Below are 18,397 nucleotides of genomic sequence, written 5' to 3' on the forward strand. Positions count from 1 at the left end.
GTTGCGCAGGATCAGGCGCGGGGGTTTGGCCGAAGGAAACAAGAACCGGGTCTCCTCGTTCTTTGCAGTCTTGCGCACAGCCGTAGTGCCGAAGACGCCGTGCTGCAATGTGCCGGACGCCGCGGTTGCGTCATCTGATGCCCGCTTCACCGTTGAGTGGATGGCGCCACGGAAATACTGCTGACTGATCGGTATGAACTGCTCTCCGGCAAGAATACCGAGCAGGCCGGCCAGTGCAACGAGCGGTGGAGCCGGCGACCGCACGCCGATCAGGTAGTAGATGACGCCGACCAGAACGCCGGCACCTAATGAGAACAGATAGATCTTCATCGGCATCTCTCTCTTGTAGCTTCTGGGCACGACAGTCCGGCCACACCATTACGCCGTATGGGGCCGGACGCGGGCCACCAAATGAGACGGAGGGCCGCCGATTACTTGGCCGGAACCGGAGGCACGATCTCGTGAGAGCCGACCGCTCGCTGTGGGGCTTTGTGCACCATGGTGTAAGCGTAGTCGACGCCCATCCCGTATGCGCCGGAGTGTTCCCTGACCACACTCATGAGGGCGTCATACGTATCGCGACGCGCCCAGTCGCGCTGCCATTCGAGCACCACCTGTTGCCACGTCACGGGTACGACGCCGGCCTGGATCATGCGCTGCATGCCGAAGTCATGTCCGTCCTTCGTAATGCCGCCTGAGGCGTCGGCCACCATATAGATTTCGTACCCGGCATCGGCCATGGCGCTGAGTGCGAAGGTGTTGTTGCAAACCTCCGTCCACAAGCCCGAGACCACGATCTTCTTGCGACCGTTCGCTGCCAGCGCGTCACGAACCTTCTGGTCGTCCCACGAATTCATTGAAGTGCGCTCGAGCAGGGGCTGGCCGGGGAAAACGTCGAGCAGTTCCGGGTAGGTGAATCCCGAGAAGCTTTGCGTTTCCACGGTCGTGATGGTGGTCGGGATATTGAAGATCTTCGCCGCCTTGGCGAGGCCGACGACGTTGTTCTTCAGCACCTGCCGGTCCATGGACTGGACACCGAATGCCATCTGCGGCTGGTGGTCAATGAAAATCAACTGGCTGTTTTGCGGAGTCAGCACTTCAAGCTTGGGATTGGTCATGATGGGATCCTGTCAGGGTGTAGCGGTTAGGCTTGCTTCAGCGCGTCGATGGCATCCAGCACGTGCGTGCTGTACGTAATGGCGGCGCCGGCGTTCAGGTTGATGGCGACGCCGAGCGCTTCTGCGATCTCTTCGTCGGACACGCCGAGCTTGACGGCCTCGGCTGCATGGAAGGCGATGCAACCATCGCAGCGCGTGGTGACTGCGACGGCGAGCGCGATGAGTTCACGCGTCTTCGCGCCGAGTTGCTCGGTTTTGGCGCCCGCACCTGCGATAAGCCCAAAACCGCGAATGGTGTCCGGCGTGCGCGTGGACAGTTCTTTGAGGCGAGAACTGATGTCCTGAATTTCCTGTTTCCACTCAAGCATGAGATGGCTCCGTGAGATGACTTCGAAAGGGATGTATGTGGCCTGGTCCGGCAGCTCGCGTCGGCGAGTGCAAAGCGCGCGACGGTTGGGTCGAGCTACTGGTTACGTTCAACGCTGGATGCAGAACGAGATCACGAGGTCAATCCTAGGAGTTGGACATTTGACTGTCAAAGATGCTCGCATTAACTTCCTTAAATATTGATTAACTATATGATTTATAACGATAAAAAATGTACTATTGTGGCGAACGAAACGGACCGGAAAGGCCGTCCGAAGGCTTTGGGCGGGGGAGGGGGATGCATGAGACCAGCGTCGACAAACCGCCGGGTGCAACCAAACAAATCCCGCGACGACTGATAGGCGCGCGCACCGGCGCCGACCGCTCGTTCGATGTCGACGTCGCGTGCCAATGCCGTCAGCCTGATGACAGCCGCTTGGGGTTGCTGCTCCTGGATCCGGCGCAGCGCTTCTACCCCGTCCAGCGTGGGCATACTTAGGTCGAACAGCCCCACGTCGGGAGTAGTTTCCTGCCACAGCGCGACAGCTTCGAACCCGTTGGATTGCTTCGCCCACAATCAAGAGGTCGTTATGCGATGAAAGCAACGCGCGCAAGCCGGCGCGAATGATCGCCTGGTCGTCCGCGATCAGGACTCGGGTCGGTCTTGTCACGAGAGGCAATGAGGCGTTTAATCGTCCGCGGGAAGTCGGCGGAGGAATCATGGCGCGATGCACAACTTGCGGATTACAGAATGCCGCCGGAGCCAGTTTTTGCGAGTGGTGTGGTACCAGACTGGCACGCATCTGCCCACGCTGTGACCATGAATTGAGTCTGGCCGCCCGTTTTTGCAATGCGTGCGGCGCACCGGTCAGCGAATTGCCGCAGGGGTTGTCCGCTGCACCCATCCAATACACCCCGCCACACCTGGCTGAACGCATCCGTGCCGAGCAGGTGGCGCGGGAGGCGCGCGGAGAGGCCGGCGGCGAACGCAAGACCATTACGGTCCTGTTTGCCGACATGGCCGGCTCGACTGCCCTGATCCACGATCGGGATCCGGAAGAGGCGCACCGCCTGATCACCCCCGTCATTGAGCTGATGATGGAGTCGGTGCACCACTACGAGGGCTATGTGGCGAAATCACTGGGCGACGGGATCCTGGCACTCTTCGGCGCGCCCATTGCCCATGAGGACCACCCCCAGCGCGCGCTGTACGCAGCGCTGCGCATGGATGCGGCAATGCGCCGGCACAGTGACCGACTTCGCCTGGATCAGGGCATCTCGCTACAGATCCGGGTGGGCATCCATACGGGTGAGGTGGTCGTACGCTCGATCCGCAAGGACGACCTGCACACCGACTACGACCCGGTGGGGCACACCATCAACATTGCCTCGCGGATGGAGACGATGGCCGCGCTTTCGTCTGTTCTCGTCAGCGAATCCACGTACAGGCTTACAGAGGGATACTTCCAGTTCAAGGAATTGGGAGCCGCCCAGGTCAAAGGTATCCCGCAGCCGCTGGCGGTCTATGAACTGCTGGGGCTTGGTGCGCTGCGCACGCGCCCGCAAGTGGCAGCGCAGCGCGGCCTGGCGCGTTTCGTGGGTCGTGAGGCCGAACTGGAGTCGCTATACCGGGCGCTGAATCAGTCCATGGCGGGACAGGGACAGATTGTCGCGGTGGTGGGGGAGGCGGGGGTCGGCAAGTCGCGGCTCTTTCACGAGTTCAAGGCGCGCTCGCAGCACGGCTCTCTGGTGCTTGAGACCTTCTCAGTGTCGCATGGCAAAGCCTTCGCCTATCTGCCGCTCATCGAACTCCTGAGAAGCTATTTCGCGATTACCCCACAGGACGACACTCGGCGCATGCACGAAAAGGTCACGGGCAAGGTACTCACGCTGGACCGCAGCCTGGAAGATGTCTTGCCATACCTGCTCCATCTGCTTGGCATCAGCGAGCCCGGCTCAAAGCTGGCGGACATGGGCGCCAGCCTCCGGCGCGAACGCACATTCGATGCAATCACCCGCCTGCTGGTGCGCGAGAGCCGCAATCAACCGGTCGAGGTCGTGTTCGAGGACTTGCAATGGCTGGATAGTGAGACGGAAGCGTTCCTTGCCTTCCTTGTCGAGCGCTCGGCAGACGCGCGGATCCTCCTTCTTGTGAACTACCGGCCCGAGTATCAGTTGGCTTGGGCGCACAAAGACAACTGCGTCGAAGTTCGGCTCGATCCCCTGGGGCCAGCCGAGGCACAAGGGTTGCTCAGTGCCTTGCTGGGCGATGATCCCGGAGTCGGGCGGCTCAAACAACTCGTCCTGGACAAGACCGAGGGCAACCCCTTTTTCATGGAGGAGGTCGTCCAGACGCTGGCCGAGGCCGTGATCGGCAAGGAGTTTCCGTTGAGTCTGGTCCGGCAGGTCTGCGGGCAACCGGAAGATCGCCTGCACCTTCTGCTGGCAGGCCTCCAGACCGGCGGGTTTATCCATGAGCGACCAGCCTACCCGGAGGTCGAGTATGGGTTCAAACACGGCCTGACCCAGGAGGTCGCCGGCAACTCCATGCTTTCGGAACGGCGCAGTGCGCTGCATGAACGCACTGGGCGGGCAATCGAGGTGCTCTTCCAACATCAGTTGAAAGAGCACTGCAGCGAGCTGGCACATCACTACAGTCTCAGCGGCAATGTCGCCAAGGCGGTGGAGTATCTGCACTGCGCCGGGCGCCAGTCCCTTGAGCGTTCCACGCATCTTGATGCGATCCGTCAACTCAGTGCGGCATTGGAACTACTGACGCGCCTCACCGACACGCCTGAACGCGCGCGCCCGGAGCTTGCATTGCGCGTCACGCTTGGCCAGGCCTTGATTGCCGCGAGAGGATATGCTTCATCGGAAGTGGAGGCGAACTTTACCCGGGCGCTAGCCTTGTGCGAAAAGGACGGCGAAGCCCAACAGCTCTTCCAGGTGAAACTGGGATTGCGCATGTTCTCCGCCATGCGTGCGCAGCACGGGAAGGCGTATGAACTAGGTGAGGCGATGCTCAGCCTGGCCGAGGATGCGCAAGATCCAGTGTTGCTCGGACAGGCACGTATCGCACTGGGGGGAACCTCGCTCTATATGGGCGAGTTTGGCAAGGCGCGGGCGCACCTGGAGCAGGGTCTTGTCCACTATGCCATCGGGCAGCACGCCATCCATGCCGAACTCTACGGGCAAGATCCCGGGGTCCGTGGACTCAGCTTCCTGACATGGGCCCTGTGGTATCTGGGCTGTCCGGATCAGAGCAGGGAGAGAAGCCAGGAGGCGTTGGGGCTGGCCCGGACGCTTTCCCATCCGCTCAGCCTGGCACTCGCCCTAGTCCATGCAGCCACGCTGCATCAGTATTTGGGCGAGCCGCGGCATGCGCGAGAGTGCGCCGAAGCTGCCATCGCCCTCGCGTCCGAACAAGGGTTTCCATACTGGCTGGCATGGGCAACCGTGCTGCGGGGTTGGGCGCTGGCCGAGCAGGGAAGCAGCGAGGAGGGCGTCGTTCAGATGTGCGAGGGCCTGACCGCTTACCAGGCCACTGGCTCGGTGCATGGACGGCCTTATTTCCTGGCCCTGTTGGCCCAGGGCTATGAAAGCAACGGACAGGCCCAGGCGGGTCTCGACGTGCTGGACGATGCGTTGGCCATCGTGGGCAACACGGTGGAACGCTACTATGAAGCGGAATTGCATCGGCTCAAGGGGGAACTGCTCCTGTGCTCGAGCACGCAAGCCCAGTTGACTACAAATCGCGACGTCGCCAAAGCGTACTTTCATCAAGCCATCGCGATCGCCCGACGGCAAGGCGCAAAGTCCCTTGAACTGCGGGCGGCGCTGAGCCTTGCGCGGCTATGGCAGCAGCAGGGCAAGCCGGAACTCGCAAGGCAGACACTGGCCTGTGTACACGAGGCGTTCACGGAAGGATTTGCCACCGCCGACTGGATGCAAGCCAAGGCGCTCCTCGATGCGCTGACCTAACAGGGAGACGACAAGCGCACCGTGCAAGATCGCCCGACTACCAGCCGTATTTCAATATCGCCCATTACACCGCCCACCGCCGCGCCAAGCGTGCCAAACACCAGTTGCAGCGCGCCTATCCTGGTGGCAATGCCGGTCGCGCCCATGCCGCGCTCGTTGACAAGCCACAACTGGGTGAAGGACAGACTGGCAAAAACCAAGTGTGCCATTACAAAGCCGACGATCATGAAGCGCAGTGCGCGATCGCCGCCCACGATTCGCAAGACCGCTAACACCTGCGGCACGAAGGCGGCGCCACGTTCCTGCGGTGCGAGCTGGCTGCGCTCTTCCTTTAGCAGCGCGAGCAGCGAGGCGATGGCGGTGCCGATGACGCCCAGTACGTAGAACGTCGTCCGCCAGCCGTGCATGGCGCCCAGGACGCCGGCTAGCAGGAAGCTGCAGCCGATTCCCAGCGGGATGCCCATGAAGAACAGCCCCATTGCCGTGCCCCGCCTCTTCTCGGCGAAGAGTTCAGCCAGCAGGGCCACCGCCGCAGGCACCAGCGCCGCCTCACGGCTGGCGACGAAAAAGTGCGCGACGACCATCTGCTCGAAGCTCTGCGCGTGCCCGGAGGCCCAGGTACAGAGACTCCAGATCAGTACGCCGGCCGCGATGACGCGGGTACGGCTGAAGCGGTCCGCCAGGGTTCCCATGAACAAGGCCATGAAGCCGAAGCTAAGGACCCAGACCGCGCCGACCAGAAAGCCATACTGGGCATTGCTGAGTGCCAGATCCTTGATGATCTGTGGCGAGAAGCCGAGCAGCATGTTGCGGTCTGGCACCTGTTCGGTGGATCGCGTGGCGCAGCATCTGGGCGTCGATCGCAGGACCATATATAGCCGCCTCTCACATCGCTTATCTCGCTGATCACGCATATCTCGCCATCGATTGGCGGCTGCCGCGCTCGTGCGGCCCCCGTCCCTGCCGCATTGCAGTAGGGCAATTCCAAAACCCACGGAGAATTCTCATGCACCTGATTGCCTATCGTCCCTCCAACGCCGGCATTGAAACTGAAGCCAGCGTCGGCGTCCTGGCAGATGGCCTCATTACCCCCTTGACGTCCCTGGGCAACTTCTACAAGGACACGGATGGCTGGCTGGCGCAGGCACGAACACTGCGCAAGGGCTCTCTGGCACAGGCCGACGTTACCTTGGCGGTACCCGTTCCAGCCAGTGCGAAGATCATCTGTGTAGCAATCAACTATGTTGAGCATGGCAAGGAAGGCGGGCTGCCGACGCCCCCTTTCCCCAATCTGTTTGCGCGCTGGGCTTCGACGCTGGTCACGTCGGGCACCGCAGTACCGGTGCCATCGACGGAGCCCGACGGCGTCGATTGGGAGGTCGAGCTGGCGGCGATCATTGGGAAGCCGCTGCTTGAAGCCGATGAGGACCAAGCGCTGGGCGGGGTACTGGGTTACACGGTCTTCAATGATTTGAGCGGACGGGCCTCCCAGCTTCAGAGCATGACGCTCAGCACTGGCCAGTGGGGTCTTGGCAAGAATCTCGACAGCAGCGGCCCTATCGGATCGATCATTGCTATCGCGGACTCGGTGGATCTCGCGAACACGCGGTTGACGACCCGAGTGGATGGCGAAATCATGCAGGACGGCACCACGGCCGACATGGTGTTTTCTGTCTCCCAGATCATCGAATTCATCACGCGGACGATCAGCTTGCAGCCCGGAGACCTCATCGCTACCGGGACACCAGCGGGTGTCGGCTTTGGCCGCAATCCGCGCATCTACGCCAAGCCCGGATCGGTCGTCGAAGTGGCCGTGCAAGGCATCGTGGCGGTGACAACGCCCATAGTCGCAAGGAACTAGAGACCACTGGCCAAGTCGGCAGGCGGGCATCTGGAGACTATCCTGATTCCCAGCCCGCCGTAGCCAAAGAAGAATATTCGAAAGGAGACCGTTGTGATCAAGATTCGCGGTGCAAAATATGTGGTCTATGGGGTTAGCGACCTAGCCAAGACGCGGGGGTTCATGGCCGACTTTGGCCTTGTTCCCGTAGATTGGCCTGGGCGCGCCGCCTATTTCAGAGGGGCGCTATCCAGTCCCTATCTTTATGTGGCAGAACAAGCCGCCGAACCGGCGCTCAAGGCGATCGGTCTCGAAGTGGGCAGTGTGGAAGATCTGACGCATGCGATGCGTTTCGAGGGGGCGTCGCGGATTCGTGAACTTGATCGTCCGGGTGGTGGCCTGTGTGTTGACGTCGAGTTGCCGGGCGGGGTAAGGCTCGAATTGGTTCACGGCATCGAGGACGTCGCGGAGTTGCCGGTGCATCCGCCGTGCGTGCTTAACGAGGGCATCCGGAAGGCGCGCTTCAACGTACCACAACGGCCCCGTGGCGGGCCGTGCCAGGTGCTTCGCCTGGGGCATATCGCCTTGGCCGTACCTGATCCCGTGGCGGCGAGGGACTGGGCTGTTCGCAATCTGGGCATGATTGTTTCAGACTCGATGCTGCAATCCGGCTCCACGGACGAATACCTCGGCTTCTTCATGCGTTGTGATCAGGGCGCGACGCCTACTGATCACCACACGCTCCTGATCGCAAAGGCGGAGGCCACGAACGTCCATCATGTTTCCTTCGAGGTCCAGGATTTCGACGCGGTTCATATGGGGCATGAGTGGTTGAAGGCGAAGGGCTACAAGGCCCACTGGGGCGTCGGCCGCCATGTCCTTGGCAGCCAGGTATTCGACTACTGGTGGGATCCGGATGGGTTCCGCGTTGAGCATTACGCCGACGGTGACCTCTACGACAACACAGTTCCGGCAATGACAGTCGAGGGAACGGATGATCAGTTGTGGATATGGGGCCCGGAAGTGCCCCTCGCGTTCTTCCAGCAGACCCGGGAGGCTTAGGCTGCCGCCGCGTCACCAAAGCCGGCACATGATGGTCAGCGGTCAATCACAGCGCAGGTGGCGTAGCGAGATGCAATTTCGCTGTGGGTCGACAAGGTAATGCGGATGCATTGGAGTACCAGCCCAGGTCAATGGAGGAGCTGGCCGCGCGGGCCGCGTGCACACTCAGCCTTCGAGTTCGGGGCGTCCGGTGAGCGCCTGAGCATTCAACCGGTCGATGCAAAACACTAAAGTCTGCGTGAGCAGTGAGGGGTGTTGCAAATGAAGCAAAGGCGGCCTGCCCTGTCACGTCTACTCGGAAAACGGGGGAAGTTGCACCATGAGGAGCGTCGCACCTGGCGATGACTGGATATCGAAGATGCCCCCAAGCCTGCCGACACGCGCGCGCATACTGCGCATGCCCGTTCCATGGTCTTCTCCATCGCCGCGGGGAATGAAGCCCACGCCGTTATCGTGGACGGTGACTCGTAAGCCCTGCTCGTCATAGCGCATCCCGATTTCGACTTGGCTTGCGCGACTGTGCTTGAACACGTTCGTCAACGCCTCTTGCACGATTCGCATGATCTCCGTGCTTTTAGCGGACGGCAGCATGCAGGCTTCAATGCCGGAAGGGTGCCAGCGACATTCGATGCCTTGTGTTTCGAGCAGACGCGTCAGGCGGTGCCGCAGCGGCGCGATCTGCTCGGCCAACGTTGTCTCTCCATAATGCTGACTTGCGGTCGAGTCGATGATAAGGCGCAGATCGTCACGCAATTCCTTCAGGATGGACAAGAAGCGTTGAGGTGGGACATCCTGGGGTGCGCGTTCGAGCGCCACGATACTGCTTACCAGTGTGCCTCCTTGCGACGTTAGCGCAGTGTAGAAAACAAAACCGCCGATGATCGTGAGAAAGGTCAGTAGATCGTGAACGCCGGCGACCACGAAAACCGCAGTGCAACAGGCGAGGATACGGTGCTCGGTGCGCCCTTGTCGCCACGCGAAGAAGATGAAGACCAGGCTGGTCGCAAAGAAATGGATGGCCTGCCCGATATACAGCACCGTTCGTACGTCATGAATCCGCTGGTGTGGCACGCATAGTTGTACCGCGCTGGAAAGGATGACGATGAGCCAAAGAATACGCTCGAAGCGCGGCCAGCGCCGCGCACAAAACCGCAAGGTGAAGACGGTGTATGAGGTACAGTACACCGAGAATGCGATGACGTTGGCGATTTCCCATCCGTCCGTGCCCGCGAACGGCCAGGGGCTGGTCGCGGTTAGGTTGCAGCCGAAAATCCACCACGTAAGCGACATGAGGGAAAACCAGCTATAGACGGTTTCCCGACGTCGCATCAGCCACATCGACAGGAAGAAACATCCCAACGTGGCGGTGACCGCAAGACTGAACAACTGCAAATCAATCCGAATCCAGCGAGCGTAGTTAGATCGTGCTTGCAGGAGCGCGGGAGGCCCGATTGTCGCGCTTCCCAATCCGGACTGATAGATAGCGAACCCGGACACGCGCACGAGCATCGTGTTGGTGCCTTCATGCAGGAGCGCGGACGGCAGCAGCAAATAGCGCGGCATGTTCCAGGCGCGCGACAGCGGCTCGGAGAGGTGGGCATCGCGATCGAGAAGGGTGCCGTTCAGATAGATCGCACCAGACAAATTGAGGTAGTCGAGCAAGACTGCGGCAGGCGTGTCGACGCGCGCCTGTTGCCAGCTCAGCCGGTACCATACGACGCCATCAAATTCAGGCCAGCGCGTCGACCAGACGTCGGGAAGCTTGACGTCGACCCAACCGGCGGCAGGAGGGTGATCCTGCTCGATGGGGATTGCGGGTTGTGCGTCCAGCGGGTAGGCGCGAACAGCTTGGACGTTGACGAACGAAAGCGCTTCAGCCGGCTGGGTTGCTGGTGCCGCGGCCCACGATGAAGGCGTGAGCACGCACGTGCAAATTATGGCAGCCAGCCATACGAGCGCGCTTCGAAGATCGCCTGCGTGCGTGAATTGACGGCGAGCTTCTTGTAGATATTTCTGATGTGGCATCCGACCGTTAGCTTCGACAGTGACAGGACATCGGCGATTTCGCGATTGGTCAACCCCTTGGACACCAGCGAGAGAATCTCGATCTCGCGTGCGCTAAGCGGTGACGTCTCGGCTTGTCGCGATGCCCTGGCCGTTTGATTCGCGAGCAGTGTTCCCCCGGTACCGATCAGTTCAAGAATCCGTTTCGCGACAAACGGATCAATCGGTGCTCCGCCGCGCAGCGCGCTGCGGATCGACAGCGAGATCTCGACGTCGTCGCGCTCCTTGAGCAAATAGCCGGTCGCGCCAGCCTGCAGTGCCGTCACGACTGTCTGTTCGGTATTCCACGTAGAGATTACCAGAATCGGCAACGCCGTATCACTCTGGTGGAGAACGCGAATGAGGTCGATCCCGTTCCCGTCCGGCAGGCCGACGTCGACCAGCGCCATCGCGATGGGCTGTTCGGCGATAAGCGCTTGGGCTTGGGCAATGTTGCCGGCAAACTTCAACGTTTCGCTCGCGTAGCCCAGCGACATCAGCAAGTCGCGCAAGCGCATCTGCGTCAGCGGATCGTCTTCGACGATCAGTATCGGGCCGGGCAGCAGTGAGTCGTCGGGATTTGAGGAGACGTTCGTCATGGGCGAGTTCGGCAGTATACATCGGGGCGTTGCTGATTGTCCGCTCACTTTGGCAACGCATGTGTGTTTTATGGGAAGGCAAGCCTGGGGTTACTGCAAGCAAAGACTCTGTCGCACTTCGGCAGAAGCTTAGCCGGGGGCGCGCAAGGCGCAATACCTCGTTTGCGGGATTGGCTGGACCTCGATCTCGTACTGCCAACCTGTCGATCCTCACGCGAACCGGGGCTTGTGATACCGGTCAGCTCCTACCAGTTTTTAGGTATTTGTGGTCGGGGTCCGGTGTCCTACTATCGCTACGCGGATGACGCTGCCTGTCAGTCTCCAAAAGACAGGGGAATAGAGAACAACAACGGAGCGCGTCGTACGGGGAGTCCATCTCATAGCCAGCGCCATGACACCGTCTTGCCTGTGGCTTTCGGCTCGCGGAGGCAGCGTTCCGGCTTGCCTTGCGCGAACTCGCCGGCACGATCGACACCACTATTGAGCAGATGTCGGCTGCGCCATAGCGGGTTGATCAGGGCAGATCGTTTTGTGGTCACGGTGCCTCTCGGTGTAGCGGAGGCAAACGTCTATTGGCACGGGGAAGTCGCGCGCCGCGCTGCTGGCGCAGCATTCGGGAAAATAGAAGAAGCAAATGAATCGCGTCTATCGAGTCGTCTGGAATCCCGTATTGGATATCTTGCAGCCTGTTTCGGAAAGCGCCCGTTCGCGCGGCAAAGGCGGGCGCGGGCGCCATGCGCTTGCGGACGCCCGCATGATTGCCTGCGCGCTCGTCATGACGCTTGCATCCGGCGCGGCCTTGGCCGATGGCGCGGGGGGGCAAGGCGTCCAAGCTGTTTCCGGTCCGGATGGCGGTGCGGGAACGGGGGCCGGCACTTTCGGAAATGGCGGCAGCGGCGGCTATTTGACTGGAGGCAGCGCCGGCATGGCCGGAACGCTTGCCGGCACAGGGGGCGCAGGCGGCGGTACATCACTAGCCTCGGACAGTACCAACACGGCCGCGGAAGACGGCGCTGCCGGAGCGTCCTCGGCCAGCGCTGGCGGCAGTGGTGGCAATACCGGCGCGATCGTAGGTGGCGGCGGGGGCGGCGGCGGGACGAGCGGTGCCTTTGGCGGCGGCACGGCTGGAAGTGCCAACGGGGGCGCCGGCGGCACGGGCCTGTCCCTGAGCGGGACGAGCGGCAACTACTCGAATGCCGCGGCAGGCACGATCGTAGGCGGTGGCGGTGGTGGCGGCGGAGCCAGTATGAGTAGTCTCGTCACGAACAATGTTGCCAACGGCGGCGTCGGCGGAGCGGGCGTCTCGTGGACGGGCAGCGTTCAGACACTCAATAACGCAGGGACCGTCGCGGGCGGCGGTGGTGGCGGTGGCGGATTGAGCCAGGATGGTGGAACGGCGTCCTCGACCGCCAGCGCCAGCGGCGGCGACGGCGGCGCGGGCATGAAGGTTTCCGGTAGCAACGACATCCTCGTCAATTCGGGTGTCATCATCGGCGGAAATGGCGGAGGCGCCGGATTCGGAGGCTCGTCGACGGTCACCGGCGCAGGAGGAGCCGGGGTCATCGGCGCCGGTCTCACGGTTATCAACGGCGGTACGATTGCTGGCGGCATGTCGGGCGATGGTCATACGCAGGCTGACGCCATCACATTCACCAGCGGCACCAATTCGCTCATGCTGAACAGCGGCTCCGTCCTGAACGGTGCTGTGGACGTGGCGACCGGCGCTACCGCGACGATTACGGCAGGTGCCCTCGGGTTGAATGTCACCGGCGGCTCGTCCGGCAGTCGCGCACTGATCGTCAACGGCGCGACGACGATCAATACCAACGGCAACGCATTGACCATTTCCGGCAGCATTTCCGGCAGCGGCGCGCTGACTGCGACCGGCAACAACACCGGCGGCGACCATCTGATGCTCGGCACCGTGGGCGTCGGCTCGCTGACCGACAGCGTGGCGACCACGCTGAACGGCAACGTGACGACCGGCGGAGGGCAGACCTACAACAGCGCGGTGACGCTGGGCGCGGATGTGGCGGCGTCCGACACCAACGGCGGCAACATCGCGTTCAACTCGGCCGTGGACGGCGCACACAATCTCACCGCACCGACGATGGGCGCCGTCAGTTTCGCCGGTGCGCTAGGTGCCTCGACGGCGCTGAACAGCGTGACTACCACAAGTGGCACGTTCAGCGCGGGCAGCACAATCAACGTCACCGGCTCACTGTCGATCACCACCACAGGCGGCAGCATCGGCCAGAGCGCTTCATGGATCGTTGGCGGAGCGACGACCCTCAACGCGGGCAGCAACGCGATCACCCTGAGCAATGCCGGCAACGTATTCATCGGTGCGGTGAACCTGGCCGGCGGCAACGCGCAACTGACCAGCGGCGGCGCATTGACCCTCGGTTCGGTGAACACCGGCGCGTTGACGGCGACCAGTGGCGGTAGCCTCAATCTCGGTACGGGGGTTGTCGGCGGTGCACTCAACGCGACCAGCCAGGGCGATATCAGCCAGACGGGCGCCTTGTCGATCAGCGGTTCAAGCGCGCTCAATGCAGGCAGTGGCGCGGTCATCCTGACCAACGCCGGCAACATGTTCGGCGGCGCGGTGTCGGCTTCGGGCAGCTGGGTGTCGCTAGCCAGTTCCGGAAATCTCAACGTTGCGGCCTTGACCAGCAGCAATCACGGCAATGTCAGTCTGACCGCAGGCGGCGCCTTGACGCTTCCCGCCAGCGGCATCACCACCGGTACCGGCGATCTGGCGCTGAGTGCCGGCAGCGGCTTGCTAAGCGCCGATGGCAACCTCAGCGGCGGCGCCGTCAGCTTGTCTTCCGGCGCCGGCATGGCGCTGAGCGGGAATGTCTCCGGCTCCAGCGTGAACCTGTCTTCGTCGTCGGGCACGATGGTGTTGACGGGCGTGCTGGCCTCAACGAGCGGCACCACGATCAACGCCGGTACGCTGCAGGTCGGCAACGGCGGTACCTCTGGCGCCATCACGGGCAATGTCGTCAACAAAGGCACGCTGGCTTTCAACCGCAGCGACAACATCACCTTCGGCGGCACAATCTCCGGTAACGGCGCGCTGGTGCAGTCCGGCACCGGCACGTTGACGCTGACAGGCGCCAACACCTACACCGGCGACACGACGGTCAAGAGTGGCACGCTCGAAGTCGGTGACCAAGGCCATCCGACCGCCCGCGTGGCCGGCAATGTCCTGGTCGACCCGAACGGCACGCTGCGCGGCCACGGGACCGTGGGCGCGAGCGTCACCAACTACGGCGCCGTGTGGCCGGGGGGCTCCATCGGCGTGCTCAGCGTCGCCGGTGACTACGCGCAGGCGCCCAGCGGCAAGCTGATGATCGATGTCAGTCCCACGGCAGCCTCGCAGCTGACCGTGGGCGGTACCGCCTCGCTGGCTGGCACGCTGTCGCTCCTGTATGGCCCGGGCACATACCGGACAACGACCTACCGCATCATCAATGCCGGCGCCGTCAACGGCGGATTCGCAACGGTCACTGGCAATACGCCGCAAGGGTTCACCCAGAGCGTGGCGATGGGCGCCGGCGCGGTCGAGCTTGCCTTGATCGCGGCCAACCCGATGGTGGTCGCTCCGAGCAACGCGACCGTCTTCGGCGCGCTGGGCTCGGCCGTCGTTCGCGAAGGCCAGCGCATCAATGGCGTGCTTCTCGATCGGCTCGGTGGGGCATGCGCGGATGCGCCTGCCTGGCCCATCCAGTGTGCGAGGCCGGGCGAGCAGGGCTGGGCACAGGCTACCGGCAACATCACGCGGGTCGACGGCAACCACGACGCGCCCGGCTACGACGACCGCCGCTACGGGTTCCTGGCCGGACTCGACCACCCGCTTGGCGACTGGACGCTGGGTGTCGCGGCCGGCTATAGCCACGGGGATGTCTCCGAAGATGGCACGGGCAGCAGGGGCTCGCTCGACACGCTGCGCGTGGCCGGCTATGGCGGCCGCGCGTTAGGCCCTGTCAACCTGGCGGGCACGCTGGGCTATGCCTATGACTTCCTGTCATCCAAACGGTCCTTCGCCGGCCTGGGCAATGCCGAGGGCAGCGCCCATGGGCAGGAGCTGCATGCTGGCGTGCAGGCCGCCGTGCCGCTGCCGGCGGGCGCGCTGGTGGTCACGCCGCGCGCGGGGGTGCGCTACCAGTATTTCCACGGGCAGACCTTCAGCGAAACCGGCCCCACCAGCCAGAGCCTGACGGTGGGAGCGCAGAACCTGCGCAGCCTGCAGCCGTATGTGGGCCTGACCGTAGGCTACCCGCTCCTCATGCAGGCCGAGCGGCCAGCGCTGATCGAGGCGCGCCTGGGGTATGCCTATGAGACGCTGGGGACGGGCCGCGAGGTGGCGGTGACGTCCGCCGACGGCACCGGTTTCGTGATCCCGGGCGCGACGTCGTCGCGTGGCATGTTGAGCGCCGGCCTGTCGTTAGCGCTGCCGCTGCGCAAGTCGCTGGATTTGCAGGCGAGTTACGACACGCTGATCCGTACGGGGAATGTCTCGGCGCAAACCTTCAAGCTGGGCCTCAATTATCGATTCTGATGGGTGCGGCGCCGCGACATGGTTGTTCGAAGTGCAGCAGAAGACTCTCCGAAGCGAAGCAAACGGCCGGAGTCGAACACTTGTTGGTAAGGCCATGCATTTCTTTGACACATCTCAGGATTACGCAAGGCATTCCGTGCCGCGCTGCGTGTTGATCTTTGCTCGATGGGACGGGCGTCGTCGGAAAACGCGGCTGACCACGCCTGCAATGCCGCAGGCGTGGTCCCTAGACTTAGTGATACCGCGTGCTTAACCCATCAGCACGATGCCGAAGAGATTCATCCGCGGCGGCTAGTCAATCTGGACCTTCGCATGCTGAATGACTTCAGTCCAACGCTTGGTGTCTTCATTGATCAGCTTCTGGAGGTCCGCAGCCGTACCTGGCAAAGGGCGTGCGCCCTGAGCAGCCAATTGCTGGATCGTGGACTTGTCGTTCGCAATCGAGATCACGGTGTCCTGGAGTTTCTTGATCACTTGCGGACTCGTATTAGCCGGAGCCATCAGGGCAGACCACGATTCTGTGTTCGCATCCTTGATACCCAACTCGTCGAAAGTCGGAATGTCAGGAATCGCCGGGCTTCGCTCCTTGCTCGCAATGGCTAGTACGCGAACCTTGCCCGGCTTGATATAGGGTTGCACCGTTGGGAGATTGACAAAGAGCACCTGTACCTGACCCGCCAGGAGATCCGCAGTAGCAGGGCCAGCACCTTTGTAGGGAACATGGGTGAACGCCGTGCCGGTCCTGAGCATGAATAGTTCGCCGACCATGTGGTTTGCCGACCCCATCCCGGCCGATCCCATGTTCAGCTTTCCGGGATTTGCCTTGGCATACCGCAGCAATTCGGCCATATTCCTGGCAGGGGTGTTTTCTGACACCACCAACACATTTGGGACGGTAGCAAATAGCGCGACCGGCTTGAAATCTCTCGACGGCGAGAAAGGCAGGTTCTTGGATAGCAGTGGCTGAATCACTTGATTTGCCGGCGTTGCGTACAAGAGCGTATAGCCATCGGATTTCGCGCGCGCAACGTAGGCGGCTCCGATGTTCCCTCCGGCCCCGGCCCTGTTGTCGACAACAACCGGCTGCCCCAACACTGCCGACATCCGTGTGGCAAGAAGGCGCGCTGTGAGATTGACGGTGCCGCCGGGCGCGAACGGCACTACGAGATTGATTGGTTTGTCCGGGTAGGTTTCAGCGTTTGCTGCCGAAACGACACCCATGGCAAAGGCGAGAACTACGACGAACTTGGACATCGCTCGATTCCTCGGTGAATAGGCGTAGGAACTACGCGCCTTGCTCGGACTCAGGGGAAACGAGCGCGCGGGTACGTCGTTCCAACAACGTTTGTGCTTCGACGAGCCGGTGACCAACCGCATCGATTGCATCTGTCTTCTGTTTGAGTGAGCGCTTTTGCTCGCCAATGTGCTGGAGGACGCCATCCGGAGCCGGTGCGCCATACGACCGGCGCGCGGCAACGTTGCGAACCGGATCCAGGCACTCGCCGATATCGTCTTCCGATAGGGAGGCCCTTCGCCCCACCTGTTCGAGCGCTTCGGCATCGATCATTTGGACAGTAATCCCCGTAGCAGGGATTCCTTGATCAAGCGCTTGCCGAACGACAGCGCCAATGATGTGATGCGCGTCTCGGAACGAGAGGTCGGCTTTTCGGACCAGCAGGTCTGCCAGATCGGTGACAGCCGAGAAGTCCTGCGCCGCACGGTCTGCCATGCGCAGCCGATTTGGCTCAACGCGTTCCACAAGCAGTTTCATCAGTTCGAGAGCCTTTACGGCCTCCTCGCAGCTCTCCCAGCACGTCCTCGTGCTTTCCCGGCTACTGTCGCCCGAGTGCGAAAAATGGGTAGATTTGACTGCCGTCAGTGCGGCCGACGTCAGTCCGATCAGATAGGATGTCTTTCCCCGCAGATACTCCAGAACGACCGGATTCTTCTTTTGCGGCATGATGCTGGACGTGCCGGAAATGCTGTCGGGGAACGACAGGAATCCGAACTCCGGCGTCGACCAGATGTAGAAATCCTGCACCATCCGGCTGCAAGTGATCATCATGATCGAGAGCACCGCGCTCAGTTCCAATGCGAAATCGCGTGATGCAACCCCGTCCAGCGAGTTCGCCATGGGCCGGGAGAAGCCCAGCAGCGAACTGGTCGACGCCCGATCGATGGGGAACGAGGTGCCGGCCAAGGCACAGGCGCCAAGTGGGCAATTGTCTGTCGTTTCCAGGACGTGCATGAGGCGATCAATATCCCGGGACCAGGCATCGACCAGTCCCGACAGATAGTACCCATAGGTGATGGGCTGCGCAGCCTGCATGTGCGTGTAGCCAGGCATCACATAGGTGGCGAACCTCTCCGCTTGCGCCGCCGCAGCGCCAGCGACATCGGTCAATGCCCGACTGATGCGTAGAATGAAATCACGAGCGCGAATACGATCGTTGGTGGCGCCCATATCGTTGCGACTGCGTGCCGTATGCAAGCGACCACCGATGTCCTGACCTACCAGCCTAATCAGATGAGCTTCGTAGTTGAAATAAGCATCCTCTCGCGCTGCGTCGAGCTCAACCGCTTCGGGGCCGTCCTCCTGCATCTTTATCAGAGCATTGGCCAGTTGAATCGACGTCTCCCGGTCGAGAATGCCTTGGTCGTTAAGCATCAACAGGTGAGAGAAATTGATTTGAGTCAGAATCGCGAAATTTTTCGCGAAGAATTCCCTGGTCGTGCGGGGCTGGAAAATGTAATCAATAACCTCTTTCGCGGGAGGTTGTTTGAGTCGGCGGCTAACTTTCGATTCCATGATGGCAGCACT

At 61.9% G+C, this 18,397-nt stretch carries 13 protein-coding genes and 2 pseudogenes; 5 read left to right on the plus strand and 10 right to left on the minus strand.

Going from position 1 to position 18,397, the window contains the following annotated elements:
- Nucleotides 1-156: 156 nt before the first annotated feature.
- From OR16_RS46020 to OR16_RS48305, 4 genes and pseudogenes are all read right to left on the minus strand, one after another.
- Nucleotides 157-336, minus strand: a pseudogene (locus tag OR16_RS46020) (DUF1427 family protein); the annotation flags it as partial.
- 95 nt (nt 337-431) lie between these two features.
- Entirely contained in the window at nt 432-1,118 is a 687-nt protein-coding gene (locus OR16_RS19160; RefSeq protein ID WP_006159601.1) for a hydrolase, read from the minus strand.
- Nucleotides 1,119-1,144: 26 nt separating this feature from the next.
- The gene (locus OR16_RS19165) at nt 1,145-1,486 is read right to left on the minus strand and encodes a carboxymuconolactone decarboxylase family protein (RefSeq protein ID WP_006159602.1); all 342 of its coding nucleotides are present in this window, start codon (nt 1,484-1,486) and stop codon (nt 1,145-1,147) included.
- A 215-nt stretch (nt 1,487-1,701) separates the two neighbouring features.
- On the minus strand, nt 1,702-2,061 hold the full coding sequence (locus OR16_RS48305; RefSeq protein ID WP_006159603.1) for a response regulator: 360 nt from the start codon (nt 2,059-2,061) through the stop codon (nt 1,702-1,704).
- Nucleotides 2,062-2,204: 143 nt separating this feature from the next.
- Between OR16_RS48305 and OR16_RS19175 the strand changes: the two genes are divergently transcribed.
- Nucleotides 2,205-5,465 carry an adenylate/guanylate cyclase domain-containing protein gene (locus OR16_RS19175; protein WP_043420328.1) on the plus strand — a complete coding sequence of 1,087 codons (3,261 nt, stop codon included), beginning with the start codon at nt 2,205-2,207 and terminating at the stop codon, nt 5,463-5,465.
- Here the strand turns inward: OR16_RS19175 and OR16_RS19180 are convergent.
- Nucleotides 5,462-6,271 (minus strand): MFS transporter, encoded by an 810-nt coding sequence (locus OR16_RS19180; protein WP_006159605.1) that lies wholly within the window; start codon nt 6,269-6,271, stop codon nt 5,462-5,464. The two genes, OR16_RS19175 and OR16_RS19180, sit on opposite strands and share 4 nt — an antisense overlap.
- Nucleotides 6,272-6,471: 200 nt before the next feature.
- On the opposite strand from OR16_RS19180, the gene OR16_RS19185 reads away from it, so the two are divergent.
- Together OR16_RS19185 and OR16_RS19190 are read left to right on the plus strand one after the other, a co-directional pair.
- Entirely contained in the window at nt 6,472-7,326 is an 855-nt protein-coding gene (locus OR16_RS19185; RefSeq protein ID WP_006159606.1) for a fumarylacetoacetate hydrolase family protein, read from the plus strand.
- Between the two features lie 93 nt (nt 7,327-7,419).
- The gene (locus OR16_RS19190) at nt 7,420-8,367 is read left to right on the plus strand and encodes a VOC family protein (RefSeq protein ID WP_006159607.1); all 948 of its coding nucleotides are present in this window, start codon (nt 7,420-7,422) and stop codon (nt 8,365-8,367) included.
- A gap of 291 nt (nt 8,368-8,658) precedes the next feature.
- On the opposite strand, the gene OR16_RS19195 is transcribed toward OR16_RS19190, so the two are convergent.
- The 3 genes from OR16_RS19195 to OR16_RS44125 all read right to left on the minus strand — a co-directional run bounded on the left by OR16_RS19195 (nt 8,659) and on the right by OR16_RS44125 (nt 11,548).
- Nucleotides 8,659-10,290, minus strand: a complete 1,632-nt coding sequence (locus OR16_RS19195) for a sensor histidine kinase (RefSeq protein WP_006159608.1) — start codon at nt 10,288-10,290, stop codon at nt 8,659-8,661.
- Between the two features lie 11 nt (nt 10,291-10,301).
- On the minus strand, nt 10,302-11,009 hold the full coding sequence (locus OR16_RS19200; RefSeq protein ID WP_006159609.1) for a response regulator transcription factor: 708 nt from the start codon (nt 11,007-11,009) through the stop codon (nt 10,302-10,304).
- Between the two features lie 377 nt (nt 11,010-11,386).
- Nucleotides 11,387-11,548: a hypothetical protein gene (locus OR16_RS44125; RefSeq protein WP_158001376.1), complete on the minus strand. Its 162-nt coding sequence runs from the start codon at nt 11,546-11,548 to the stop codon at nt 11,387-11,389.
- 95 nt (nt 11,549-11,643) lie between these two features.
- Between OR16_RS44125 and OR16_RS48310 the strand changes: the two are divergent.
- A pseudogene (locus OR16_RS48310) lies at nt 11,644-11,769 on the plus strand (ESPR-type extended signal peptide-containing protein); the annotation flags it as partial.
- A gap of 165 nt (nt 11,770-11,934) precedes the next feature.
- Complete coding sequence (locus OR16_RS43570) at nt 11,935-15,576, plus strand: autotransporter outer membrane beta-barrel domain-containing protein (RefSeq protein ID WP_237717119.1); 3,642 nt, start codon at nt 11,935-11,937, stop codon at nt 15,574-15,576.
- A 291-nt stretch (nt 15,577-15,867) separates the two neighbouring features.
- Here the strand turns inward: OR16_RS43570 and OR16_RS19215 are convergent, their stop codons facing one another.
- Together OR16_RS19215 and argH are read right to left on the minus strand one after the other, a co-directional pair.
- Nucleotides 15,868-16,830: a Bug family tripartite tricarboxylate transporter substrate binding protein gene (locus OR16_RS19215; protein WP_006159612.1), complete on the minus strand. Its 963-nt coding sequence runs from the start codon at nt 16,828-16,830 to the stop codon at nt 15,868-15,870.
- Between the two features lie 31 nt (nt 16,831-16,861).
- Nucleotides 16,862-18,385, minus strand: coding sequence for an argininosuccinate lyase (argH, locus tag OR16_RS19220; protein ID WP_006159613.1), 1,524 nt, complete (start codon nt 18,383-18,385; stop codon nt 16,862-16,864).
- Between the last annotated feature and the right edge of the window lie 12 nt (nt 18,386-18,397).

Source organism: Cupriavidus basilensis OR16, from assembly GCF_000243095.1.
In the GTDB taxonomy this organism is placed as follows: Bacteria; Pseudomonadota; Gammaproteobacteria; order Burkholderiales; family Burkholderiaceae; genus Cupriavidus; species Cupriavidus basilensis_D.